This window comes from Actimicrobium sp. CCC2.4 (genome assembly GCF_034347385.1).
Lineage (GTDB): Bacteria > Pseudomonadota > Gammaproteobacteria > Burkholderiales > Burkholderiaceae_D > Actimicrobium.
Genome location: NZ_CP133777.1, coordinates 4022440 through 4034959, shown reverse-complemented (window position 1 = coordinate 4034959; position 12520 = coordinate 4022440). Strand labels below are relative to the sequence as shown.

The following is a 12520-nucleotide window of genomic DNA, read 5'->3' as shown; positions in this document are numbered from 1 at the left end:
ATGGCTCGCTCTACGTGGCTACTAATTCAGGAGCATCCATCCCCTGAAAAGTTATTCGCTTTGCCAAATGGTATTTATTTTCTACTCAAATTTCGGCAGGACTTAAAGAGCTACGGCTATGCTACGCTTGACGAGCGCTTGACATTGTATTTCTGGTGGTCCGCGTTCGGGTATAAGGAATATCCAGACTTCACATGGAAATTACGCTCTCAAGATAAAGCATATATAGATAACAGTACGCCTTATGAACTGACTAGTTTGCATTCCAGCAGTATTGAATTATGGTTAAGAAGTAACGTTGAAGGATTGCTAGCCAATAATCCCGGGCTGATGGATTGTCTGATGGCACCGGTAAATTTTAAAACTCTTCCCGAATTTCCAATCCCGCAGTTTTTATTGTTAATTCTTCGGGCGCGTACAGATCTTGAACTATCGTTTGATCAAAGTACGTTCGAAGGCCGCTTGGGTCTGATAACTTGGTGGGACAAGCATGGTAAAAATACTTACACAAGAATTTTCTGGTCGGCGAGCGATTGGCTAAAAACCGTTACTGGAATATCAAGCGAAATGTTATTTGCAGTTCCTCTGGGTATCAGATTATTGTTGAAGTATCGATTAAATCCAAGTGAATTCGAATGTAATTGCATTGAAGATCGACTAGGAATTTATATTTGGTGGTGCAGTCTGGGATACAAGGAATATCCAGATTTATATTGGGACCCTCGATCTCAAGATCAAGCATATCTTAAAAATGTAAACTATGAAGATTTTTACAGTCTGCACTCCAAATCTATTGAGTTTTGGTTAAGAAGTTGCGGAAAAGATTTCTTTTTGGATAATGCATGCCTATTGAGCTTCTTGACAGAGCAGGCCGACATTCAAGACAGCTTGGAATTTCCTGTTCCGCGATTTATTTTATTGCTCTATAAAAATAGATCAGATCTGCGTGAAATTTTCGACATTTCTTCCTATGACGGCTGGACAGGTTTGCTTGACTGGTGGGATCAGCACGGTCAATTAGCTTACAAAAAAATTAGATGGTCAGCACAAGCATGGCTGCACTCCTATGAGACTGATTCTGAATCCACATTATTTGCAGTACCCCGTAGATTTAAATATCTAGTACGAACTCGTCCTGAGACCGTTAAATTTGATATTCAATCGCCCTACGGGCGTTTGGACTTGTATTTCTGGTGGAAGTCTTTGGGAGCGACGCAATATCCAGCATTGTTTTGGAAGCTGCGATCGCAGGATGTCGAATTTTTGAATAAAATCGAATCTTCCGAGTTATCAAAACACTGTGCCGTAGGTTTAATCTTTTGGCTTTGCAGCCCAACTGGGAATGAATTAGATAAAAAGAGTGGATGGACAGATTATCTTTTGGATAATAGTGAAACGGGGAGTCATTGCGTATTGCCTGTACCTCGATTTCTTCTTACCATCGTTGATAGTCGATCAGATCTGCAAAAAGCATTTGATTTAACTTGTCTTAATGGTGTGCTTGCATTATTGGAATGGTGGACGATTCATGGACAAGGGACCTATGTCAGGGTCCAATGGTCGGTTGATTCGCTACTTAAAACACTATGCACTCCTTATATTTGGGAAATTTCAGGTGAGCAGAAGTCGCTTCCGTTATTCATTTTTCTGATATGGAGAGATAGGCCCGATCTACAGTCAACAATAGACTTGGTCAGCCACGACTCCTCAATCCAGTTGATTTCCTGGTGGAATTTGCATGGAAAAATGGAGTACCCGTTATTTTCATGTTTTGAAATAGAGCATGCTTCTCAAAATCACGGGACAAGTTCGTATATAGCTAAGGTAGTTAGGAGAAATACAACGCTACCTGGGGTAAATATTGTCGGATTCCCTCAAGGTGTACTTGGTCTTGGTGAAGATGCACGCATGGCCGCCCAAGCCTTGGAACTGGCTTCAATTCCATGTGCATTGATTAATGCACCTATCAATGGGCCGCAACGAGTTGATAACTCGATGAATCATTTGATTACGGACGTAATTAAATATCCAGTCACTCTTTTTTGCCTACCTCCAACCGAGATGATGCGGCTTCCTCTTGAAGGTGGTATTCATCTGATCGATTCCGCAGTTTATAAAATCGGTGCATGGCCTTGGGAGTTACCGCATTGGCCAGCTCCCTTTAGTCGGGTACGGCAATTCGTTGACGAAATCTGGGCGCAAAGCGACTATGTGAGATCAGCATTTTCCCGTAATTCAGACACTCCGGTATTCAAAATGCCGATGGCAGTTTCATTGCCTGTCGTAACAGAAAATACAAGAAAACGCTTTGGTCTTCATGAAGATCACTTCCTGTTTTATATTTTGTTTGATGGCAAGTCCTGGCTATCTAGAAAAAATCCGCTAGCAGGAATTCAGGCTTTTCAACTCGCATTTTCGAAAAAAGATGCTCCGGTAGGTCTTGTAGTAAAAGCGATGAACATTGTCGAGTCCGATCCCATCTGGCAGAAGATCGTAGCTATTGCCAAAGCGGACAAGCGTATAAGCATACTTACAGAATTACTACCTCGGCAAGATGCGATTAATTTAATGGCTTCTTGTGACTGTTATATATCGCTGCACCGTAGCGAGGGATTTGGACGTGTTATTGCTGAAGCGATGCTAATTGGACAGCCAGTTATCGTAACTAACTTTTCTGGCAACATCGATTATTGCGAATCGGAAACTTCATTTTTGGTGGATGGTGTTCTTGTACCCTTGCAACCTGGTGAATATTTGTTTCATGAGGGACAATACTGGTGCGATCCTGACGTCTATGTCGCTGCCGAGAAAATTAGTTTGGTTTTTGAAAATGTCACCTTAAGAGAGCGAACGGCTTACGCCGGTCAGCAACGAATTATTAGTGATTATTCCATTTCTACCGTAGCAGCAGCTTATTCAGCGAGGTTACGAGAAATTGGCATCATGGGCTCGTTACAATGACGATATTCATATGCGCTCCCGATATTTTTTCAGGCGATGCAGTTGGCAATCATTGTTTGGGTATTGCTCGATGCGTCAGGCGTTTAGGATACGATGCCGAAATTTATGCGCAGCGTTTTACGGTTGGAAATCATGATATTCGGCCGGTGGAAAATATTTTCAAAGACATCCGAAGTGACGATATTTTAGTAGTTAGTTATTCCATATTGGATCCATTTTTAGACAGACTACTGCAAATTAATTGTCGAAAAATATGCTATTTCCACGGGGTGACCCAGCCAGCGCTGCTGCAAGATATTGATCCTGTTACTGCAGAATTATGTCAACGGTCTATTGATCAGTTGCCGAAATTGTGTGGATTTGATGTTGTAGTTGCCAACTCACTAAGTTCAAAAAACTATTTATCCGGATTTATTAATGGTTCTTTTGTTTCAGTTATCCCACCTGTATTTTATGATATGCCAATATTTCAGCATAAACCGGTGATTCGTGGTTCTGATTCCTCTGCCAAACGGCTATTAATGGTTGGGAGAGTTGTTCCTCATAAGTGTATTGAAGATGGAATTAGTCTCGTGTCAATGCTTCGAAAATTGCAATTTCCTGCAACACTTTCCGTCGTTGGATCCATGCCAAATTATGAATATGTCAAATATTTAATTAATTTTGCACGTAATCTTAATATTCTCGACACTATTGAATTCAATGGAACTTTGGACGATATCGATTTATTTTATTGTTATGAAAATTCAGATGCATTAATCGTAATGAGTAGACATGAAGGCTACTGCGTACCGGTTTTGGAGGCAATGCATTTTGGTACCAGCGTCGTCGTTCGAGGAGGAACCGCAGCAGAAGAAATTTGTTTGTCGAATGACGTAATGCGATTTGATGATGATTTAAGTCGCTGGGTTGAAGTGTTGCTTGAACGTTTGAATAGCCCGAGGCCAGACTTGTACACAAAAAAAGGCCAATTATTCTTAGAGCGATCAAATGATGGAATTTGGGCTGATATTCTTTTTATAGACGGCAGACATATTCAATGACGGATCTTAAATTTTTATTGACGACATATAGTACTGCGTTCACTACAAGCGGTGGTGGTGAATCAGAGCAAGTCCAGATTTCCGAGATACTAAATGAGCACGGTGTTAAAGCTGATATTTATGGAGTTGGTAGTCGCCCATTAAATTACTATGACGGAATTATTCATTTTTCTGTACATCCTGACGGATGGGCTATTGTACAAGAGGCTTTAATAAAACATAAAAAAGTGGTTTTATTTCCTAACGTTTGGTGGAATGAGTCGCCCTCAAATCTAGAAATTACAAGAATAACTGAATTTTGTAATAATGCGAATATCATTATTTTTAAATCGCAATCCGAACTAAATAATTTTATTCAATACATACCGATTCAAGATAATAAAATTAGAGTTTTATTTGCAGGCATCTCTGATAGATTTTTATCACCAGTTGATCTAGATGTATTTTGTACGATTTCCGATGTTTCAGATTTCGTGTTATGTATGGGGTTAATAGAGCCAATAAAAAATCAACTTCAAGTCATTCGAGCGCTTAATAAATTAAATATGAATGGGGTCTTTGTTGGAGGAATGAGAGATTACGAATACTATCTTCAATGTACAAAAGAAGCTCATGCCGGGATTGTATTTTTTCCATTTATACAGCCCTGTAGCGTACTTTTACGTTCAATGATAGCTAATTGTAATTTAATGGTAGAGATAAGTTTAGATCCCCCCGCTCGTTCTAGCTTGGAGGGTGCGCTATTAAAGAAATCACTTATATTATCTGATGGTGAATGGCAGCGGGAGCACTTTGAAAATGATGTATGGTATGCACCCACAAATTCGGATGTTGATTTGGCCAAAGTTATTGAGCAGGTCGTTATATCGTCGGTAGAACGTGAAAATATGATATCGGCTGCTTATCAGCGAGTTATTGGTCGCCATACAGCCAAGGCCTTTGGTTCCCTTTTCGTCAGGATATTAGCGAAAGAAAGTGTTTAGAGTGGCTCTAATTCCAAGATTACTAGTAGTCCAGCGAGTTTCCTTGTCTCATGACAAGTTGCTTTCTCGTTCGATATCGGCACGTTTTGGACCGTTACTTGCATATTTGAAAAATAACGAGATGATTACGTGGGAACAAATCGTTGAAGATGACATAACAATCAATCATTTGAAAAATTTCGATGCTGTCTTATTTAATAAGCATACGTCGAGTCGTGCGATTGAAATAATGCGCCTTGCAAATAATATTGGGTTAACTACGATTTACGATCTTGATGATTGGATTATTGATCTCCCAACATATAGCGTAACAAATTTGAATGATGACTTATTAGCGAATATAATATGGTTTCTTCGAAGTTCAAAATTTATTACAGTTTCAAATAAGGTATTAAAAGAAAAATTACATCGAATTCGACCTAGTTCAATAATAATAGAAAATGGGTTTGATAGTAATGTTGCGAAAAAAATTTCAATTGGTTGGGAAGAATCAAGTCCTAGTAAAATATTGTTTTCAAATACAGATGGTATTAAACTAATTAATTTCCGGAAAGATTTCTTCAAGGCTGTTATCGACTTTATGAATCGACATTCAGAAGTAGTTTTGGAGTTTTGGGGTGATGAGTTTCCGGAAATGTCAATAATTCCAAGATTAAAACCAATGGGGTTCCTTGGTAATGTCGAATATAAACTGGCCCTAAGGCAAGCAGGTTATATATTTGGTATCGTACCTTTGGGTGGGCGTGAAGATAACGAAAGCTTATTTTTTAACAGCTGTAAATCTTGTATTAAGTATATTGATTACGGCAGCCTTGGTATCCCTGGAATTTATTCCAAGTCCCCAGTTTATGAAAATGTAATTTCTCATCTCGACACTGGTTTCCTCGCAAGTAATAATTATGACGACTGGACCATTGCGATGGAGGAACTTTACTCTAACGATAAATTGCGTCAAACCATGAGGGAAAATGCATTTAACGATACGTTAAATAGGTTTGGGCTAGCCCAATCTGCACAGGTATTTCATAAAATATTAACCTCATCATTTATTGAATAGGTACAAGCATGGATTTATTATTAATTCGCCATGGACAATCAAACGCAAATGCAAAAGGCTTACTGATATCTAATCGTGATGATCAATTAACAGAGATTGGTAGGCAACAATCTTTAAATTTGGCTAAAACGTTAGAAATTTTCAATTTTAATAAGCCATCGTTGATTTTTAGTAGTCCTTGGTTGCGTGCAAAACAAACTGCAGAATTGATATTTTCAGAAAAATATTTAATACGGTTTGACGAACGACTTGCCGAGACAAACCCTGGAAAATTCGGAACTTGGTTAGAGGCTGATTTTAATTTGAAATATCCAGAGTTTTCCAAAAATATAAAAAATGAATACGCAGATGGGGAATCACATTTTCAAATGAGTACTCGGGTATGTAATTGGGTCGACACCATACTAATGCCTCTTTCGCAAGAGCCTGGCCTGATAGCCATTGTTGCTCACGGTGGACCAATTAGTGTGATCCTTCAGAAACTTCTTGGAATGAAGGTTGAACTTAGTTATCCATCCTTCACTGTCCCTAACGCATCTTTCACAAATGTACGATGGCGATATGATTTAAATCGATATTGTCTTGAACGCGTTGGACATGTATAAGTGTCGTAGCATGGATTTTTTATATAATTTTTATTCATTTATTTAATTTTTTGGTTCTTATTGCTGATTGTTAATAAAAATGAATAAAAATCTTTCTGTATCTATTTATGAGCCAATTTACCGGATTGATCAATCTATCTCCGATAAAAACTTTTCGCCTTTAATTCGTTTAGAAAATAGTCGTCCTGATTGGCGTGAGTTTCAAATATTCTTGGAGATTTATCGTAACGGTATGTATAGGAACAAGAGTCAAACCGGGGTTTTTTCTCCGAAATTTTCCTTAAAGTGCAAAATAAGTTCTACTGAATTTTTGAATTTAATTCACGACAACCCAGGTTATGACGTTTATTTTATAAATCCGTTTCCTCAAATAGCATACTGGTCATTTAACGTTTGGATGCAGGGTGAAATTGCGCATCCTGGGCTCTGTACTCTGGCTCAAAAATTATTTGACGTTTGTAAATTGGATATTAATTTAAAACTTGTACCTAGGCATGGTCCGAACATTTTGCTATATTCGAATTTTTGGGTAGGTTCGGAGAAGTTTTGGACAGGTTTTGTGGGAGGCTGGCTACTGCCAATAGCGGAGTTTTTAGAAAATAATCCGGAGCATACTGTAACTCGCGCTGTTATGAAGGAAACAGGGCATACTAGTCCTACCCCTTTTCTTCCGTTTATTATTGAGCGACTTTTCAGTACCTTTCTTTCAATAACATCAGGTTGGAAATATATTTCATATCCAATAGATGACAATAAATTGTTATCCTATTGTGTTACCGATTATGAAAAAATACTTTATGATCGGATGCGCTCTCAAATACTCGAAGCAGATTTCAAAGGAGAATTTACTCCAGATTTAATTTTTAAGATGGAAATGGTTTCTACATTGTGGCAACAACATTTCAATGACTTTTTTGCCTCTAACATCCATCCGCACACAGGATCTATAGTGCCCAAACATGATGCGTGTTAAATAATTGATGTTCAGTTTGATTTGAAAGTTGATATTGACTGAGAACAATCCACCTCTGCGTGTTCTTCATGTTTATAGAACCTATTTCCCGGACCCTCCTGGCGGCTTGCAAGAGGCAATTCGGCAAATTTGTCTTGCCACTTCAGCGCTTGGCGTCGAGGCAAAAATTTTTGTACTTTCTCCTCAGCCTGATCCTCATTCGATCAACGCGCCGGAAGGGGAGGTTGTTCGCGCGCGATCAGTGATCGCACCTGCCTCTTGTGATTTGGGTGGGGTCGATGCTTTTCGTCGTTTTCGCAAGCTGTTGGCTTGGGCAGATGTCGTTCATTATCATTTTCCGTGGCCATTTGCAGATGTCCTTCATCAGCTAGCAGGTCGCGGCAAACCATCGGTGATGACGTACCATTCGGACATTGTTCGTCAGAAGTTGTTAGGGGTTTTTTATGCACCGCTAATGCGGCGCATGTTAAAAGCGATGTCGGTGATAGTGGCAACGTCGCCTGCCTACGCGAAGACGAGCGTGGTGCTGAATAGCTCCGTAGTCGGTTCTCGTTTGCGGGTGATTCCGTTGGGTATTGTCGATTACAGAGGCGAGGCCGTCGGCAGCTCTGATGATGTGCTTTCCCGCCTCCCTATTGGCGACCAGCCTTTCCTGTTGTCATTGGGAGTGTTGCGCTATTACAAGGGTCTGCATACCCTAGTTCAAGCTGCGAAAGCGATATCCGGGACGATCGTGATTGCCGGATCTGGGCCGGAAAAGGTCGCGCTGAAAAATCTTGCGCAGTCGCTTGATGTTTCGAACATCATATTTGCCGGGCAGGTTAGCAATATCGAGAAAATTGCTCTGTTAAATCGTTGTCGCGCATTAGTTTTACCGTCTCATGTCCGGTCGGAGGCGTTCGGAATGGTATTGGTGGAGGCTGCAATGTTTGGCAAGCCGATGGTTTGTTGTGAGGTCGGGTCCGGCACGTCCTATGTGAATCTAAATGAACAGACCGGATTTGTTGTTTCTCCCGAATCACCTGACGAATTTGCGTACGCTTGTAACCGTTTGCTCGAGGACGAAGTATTGGCATTAAAGATGGGTAATGCTGCGCGTGCTCGATATGAAAAGTTTTTTTCCGGTAATGCTCTTGGCTTGAATTATTTAAATTTATATAATGAGGTTCGACCGAAACATATTGAAAAAAAATTTTCTTGATAAAAAAAATATTTAATTTTTTTACGATTAATATTTATAAAATTTATTGTTCAATAACGATTTGTTTATAGATTAATTAATCTCGTGGCGCGAGTTTTTTTGGGTTTAGCTGTGGCAAAAATATTAATAACAGGTGCTAACGGCTTTGTTGGACGTGCAGTTTGCGAGATGTTGCGATTGCGGCATCATGAAATTGTGTCGACCACACGAACCAAGAGCCAGCCTTCCGATGTTCCTATCGGTAACTTGTTGTCGAAAACGGATTGGGGCAATTCACTTAATGGTTGTGATGCTGTCATCCACCTTGCTGCCCGTGTTCATGTAATGACGGAGTCGAAGTCTGATTCATTGGCTGCTTTTCGATTGATAAACGTGGACGCGACGCTGAACCTTGCCCGTCAAACTAGTGACGCAGGAGTGCGGCGATTCGTTTATGTCAGCAGCATTAAAGTCAACGGTGAGTCGACATCGGCCAATCCATTTTCTTCGTTTGATATTCCCAATCCGCTTGATGCTTACGGTATTTCGAAATACGAGGCTGAAATAGCATTACGAGAACTGGCTCGGAAGACAGGTTTGGAGCTTGTTATTGTTCGCCCGCCGCTCGTCTATGGCCCTGGTGTCCGTGCCAACTTTTTAAGGTTGTTGCAATTCGTGCATGCGGGACTTCCTCTTCCGTTGTCCGCGATCCGGAACAAGCGCAGCATGGTTGCCGTAGAAAATCTCGCCGACCTGTTGATTGTCTGCTGTGTTCATCCGGCGGCCGCCGGAAATACTCTTTGTGTTTCTGATGATGCCGACTTGAGTACGCCCGATCTGTTGCGGATGCTGGCGAAGGCGATGGGAAAGCCTGCCCGGTTATTTCCTTTGCCAGCCTCGGTAGTTTCTTTTATTGCTACGCTAGCCGGGCGGTCGCAGGAGGCGAGCAGGTTGCTGGATTCTTTGCAAGTTGACATCACATCGACAAAATCTCTGTTGGGATGGCATCCCGTAATCAGTGTTCAGGATGCGATCGACAAAACGGTTGCCGATTTCCTTTCGCGTTACTACCCGTCGAATTCATGAAGCGATCATTTGATATTGGTTTGGCATTACTCGCTTTTCTGGCTTTATTCATTCCCGCCACATTGCTGGCAATTGCGATCAAGCTTACTTCAGCGGGTCCGGTGTTGTACTGGTCCGACCGCGTCGGCCGCCACAACAAACTCTTCCGCATGCCTAAATTCCGCACCATGCGTGTGGGCACCCCTGCCGTCGCTACCCACCTGCTGACTGACCCCGATCAGTTTCTTACCCCGATCGGCTCCTTCTTGCGCAAGTCAAGTCTCGATGAATTGCCACAGCTGTGGAGTATCCTTGTCGGCGACATGAGTTTCGTCGGTCCTCGTCCGGCATTGTTTAATCAGTTTGACCTGATCGCATTACGTACCGAACACGGGATCGACAAGATATTACCGGGGCTAACAGGCTGGGCGCAGATTAACGGCAGGGATGAATTGCCGATTCCGGAGAAGGTCATGCTCGACAAGTTTTACCTGACGCATCAATCCTTCCGATTCGATCTGATCATCATTTTCCGGACTTTTTTGAAAGTTATTCGCAAAGATGGTGTTACACATTGATTAAGCTGCTAGCCTGATTTTCCGAAGTGGGTGATTGTCATCCCGCTCAAATAACTATGTCTGCAGCTCAATGCCAGTTGTCCATTTTCCGGGTTGCTCACCATGATGAAGCTGTCTGATTTTTCTCGTCTGCAAAAAAAGATCTTGTTCGTTTTGGTCGATCTGTTGTGCCTGCCGCTGACCTTTTGCCTGGCGATCTGGCTGCGCTACGATAGTTTTTCGATGGCCGTCGTGCAGCCGTACCTCTGGCTGATCGTGCTCGCTCCCCTGATTTCCCTTCCGATTTTCATCAAGCTCGGTCTGTACCGCGCTGTCATCCGTTTCATCGACCATCGCATCATGTACGCAGTGGCCGTGGGCGTAACGCTGTCCGTCATTTTGCTGGTCATGCTGGTCGTGTTCACCACCGGCATGAACGGTATCTCGCGCGGGGTATTTGGCATCTACTGGATCACCACGATCATGTACGTTGCGGCGGGCCGCTTTCTGGCGCGCGGTTACTTCATGCTGGTCAGTGGCGTGGCTGGTGGCATGCGGGTTGCGATTTATGGGGCTGGATCGGCAGGTAATCAGCTGGCGATTGCGCTGGCGAATTCGAACGAATATCGTCCGGTCGCGTTCATCGATGACAAGCAAGAACTGCAAGGTTCGACCGTCGCCGGGATTCGTGTCTATGCGCCGGATGCATTGCCGGAGCTGGTCGCCGACATGCAAATCACCAAGATATTGCTGGCGATGCCTTCGCTGTCGAAGGGGAGCCAGCGCCGTATCCTGGACAAGCTCGAACCGCTGAAGATCAGGACGCTGGTAACGCCGCCGTTCAAAAGCCTGATCAGCGGCCTTGCCCAAGTGCAGGACGTGCGCGAAATCGAGATCGAGGACTTGCTCGGGCGCGATGCCGTCGAGCCGATGCAGGAACTGATGGCGAAATGCATTACCGGGAAATCGGTGATGGTCACCGGTGCGGGCGGTTCGATCGGTTCCGAATTGTGCCGGCAAATACTGCGGCAACGGCCGTCACGGCTGATCCTGTTCGAGCTGTCCGAGTTCGCGTTGTACACAATCGAACAGGAATTGAATTCGTTAAAGAAATCTCTGGAGATCGAGCTCGAGCTGATTCCCTTTCTGGGTTCTGTGCTCGATGCGGCCAAGTGTCTGCAGGTCATGCGGGCCTACCGCATAGAGACGGTGTATCACGCGGCGGCCTATAAGCATGTGCCACTGGTCGAGCACAATCCGATCGAAGGAATCCGCAACAATGTCTTCGGGACCCTGCATCTGGCGCGCACGGCGATTGCTGCCGGCGTGTCGTGCTTCGTGTTGATTTCAACCGACAAGGCAGTGCGCCCGACCAATGTGATGGGGGCGACCAAGCGGATGGCCGAGCTGATCCTGCAAGCGTTTTCGAGGACGCAGGACAAGACCCGGTTTTGCATGGTGCGCTTTGGCAATGTGCTGGGTTCGTCGGGGTCGGTGGTGCCGCTTTTTCGCAAGCAGATCATGAACGGCGGGCCGGTGACGATCACCCATCCCGATATCACGCGGTATTTCATGACGATCACCGAAGCGGCGCAGCTGGTATTGCAGGCGGGTGCCATCGGCGAGGGCGGCGATGTGTTTGTGCTCGACATGGGGGACCCGGTCAAGATCGTCGATCTGGCCAAGCGGATGGTGCATCTGAGCGGACTGGAGGTCCACAGCGATCAGGCTCCGGATGGAACGATCCATATTGATTTTGTGGGGCTGCGTCCCGGTGAAAAACTGTACGAAGAATTGCTGATCAGCGATAACGTCATCGGCACCGGCCATCCGTTGATCCTGCGGGCGCAGGAGGCAGAATTGCCGTGGGAAGAGTTGCAGGTCGCGCTGACCAGGCTCGATACCGCCTGCGTGCAATTTGATCATGAGGCGGTGCGCGCGTTGCTGCTGCAGATCGTGCAGGAGTATGCGCCGCAGTGCGGGATTGCTGATTTTGTGTGGAATGCGCAGAACAGGGTTGAGCGGAAGATTCGGGCGGTGAAATAGGGCTTGTTGCGCCCACTTTACGAGCCTGTCGAAGGCGTGGAGGACGGACG

At 43.9% G+C, this 12520-nt stretch carries 10 protein-coding genes; all 10 read left to right on the top strand.

What is annotated here, in order from left to right:
• A complete protein-coding gene (locus RHM62_RS18530) occupies positions 1-2961 on the top strand; it encodes a glycosyltransferase (protein ID WP_322123496.1) in 2961 nt (986 codons plus the stop codon).
• A complete protein-coding gene (locus RHM62_RS18525; RefSeq protein WP_322123495.1) occupies positions 2958-4004 on the top strand; it encodes a glycosyltransferase in 1047 nt (348 codons plus the stop codon). Before RHM62_RS18530 ends, RHM62_RS18525 begins: the two co-directional genes overlap by 4 nt.
• Positions 4001-4987 (top strand): glycosyl transferase family 1, encoded by a 987-nt coding sequence (locus RHM62_RS18520; RefSeq protein ID WP_322123494.1) that lies wholly within the window; start codon positions 4001-4003, stop codon positions 4985-4987. Before RHM62_RS18525 ends, RHM62_RS18520 begins: the two co-directional genes overlap by 4 nt.
• 43 nt (positions 4988-5030) lie before the next feature.
• Positions 5031-6044: a glycosyltransferase family 1 protein gene (locus RHM62_RS18515; protein ID WP_322123493.1), complete on the top strand. Its 1014-nt coding sequence runs from the start codon at positions 5031-5033 to the stop codon at positions 6042-6044.
• 8 nt (positions 6045-6052) lie between these two features.
• The gene (locus RHM62_RS18510) at positions 6053-6649 is read left to right on the top strand and encodes a histidine phosphatase family protein (protein WP_322123492.1); all 597 of its coding nucleotides are present in this window, start codon (positions 6053-6055) and stop codon (positions 6647-6649) included.
• Between the two features lie 79 nt (positions 6650-6728).
• Positions 6729-7622 carry a hypothetical protein gene (locus RHM62_RS18505; protein ID WP_322123491.1) on the top strand — a complete coding sequence of 298 codons (894 nt, stop codon included), beginning with the start codon at positions 6729-6731 and terminating at the stop codon, positions 7620-7622.
• A 34-nt stretch (positions 7623-7656) separates the two neighbouring features.
• Positions 7657-8823, top strand: coding sequence for a glycosyltransferase (locus tag RHM62_RS18500; RefSeq protein ID WP_322123490.1), 1167 nt, complete (start codon positions 7657-7659; stop codon positions 8821-8823).
• Positions 8824-8922: 99 nt separating this feature from the next.
• Positions 8923-9888 carry an SDR family oxidoreductase gene (locus RHM62_RS18495; RefSeq protein ID WP_322123489.1) on the top strand — a complete coding sequence of 322 codons (966 nt, stop codon included), beginning with the start codon at positions 8923-8925 and terminating at the stop codon, positions 9886-9888.
• Complete coding sequence (locus RHM62_RS18490) at positions 9885-10445, top strand: sugar transferase (protein ID WP_322123488.1); 561 nt, start codon at positions 9885-9887, stop codon at positions 10443-10445. Before RHM62_RS18495 ends, RHM62_RS18490 begins: the two co-directional genes overlap by 4 nt.
• Positions 10446-10547: 102 nt before the next feature.
• Positions 10548-12470 (top strand): nucleoside-diphosphate sugar epimerase/dehydratase, encoded by a 1923-nt coding sequence (locus tag RHM62_RS18485; RefSeq protein WP_322123487.1) that lies wholly within the window; start codon positions 10548-10550, stop codon positions 12468-12470.
• Positions 12471-12520 lie beyond the last annotated feature (50 nt).

Excerpts from the sequence above, each read along its gene's own strand:
- RHM62_RS18485 (WP_322123487.1), top strand. The coding sequence starts at position 10,548 with ATGATGAAGCTGTCTGATTTTTCTCGTCTGCAAAAAAAGATCTTGTTC.
- RHM62_RS18520 (WP_322123494.1), top strand. The coding sequence starts at position 4,001 with ATGACGGATCTTAAATTTTTATTGACGACATATAGTACTGCGTTCACT.
- RHM62_RS18525 (WP_322123495.1), top strand. The coding sequence starts at position 2,958 with ATGACGATATTCATATGCGCTCCCGATATTTTTTCAGGCGATGCAGTT.
- RHM62_RS18530 (WP_322123496.1), top strand. The coding sequence starts at position 1 with ATGGCTCGCTCTACGTGGCTACTAATTCAGGAGCATCCATCCCCTGAA.
- RHM62_RS18505 (WP_322123491.1), top strand. The coding sequence starts at position 6,729 with ATGAATAAAAATCTTTCTGTATCTATTTATGAGCCAATTTACCGGATT.
- RHM62_RS18490 (WP_322123488.1), top strand. The coding sequence starts at position 9,885 with ATGAAGCGATCATTTGATATTGGTTTGGCATTACTCGCTTTTCTGGCT.
- RHM62_RS18510 (WP_322123492.1), top strand. The coding sequence starts at position 6,053 with ATGGATTTATTATTAATTCGCCATGGACAATCAAACGCAAATGCAAAA.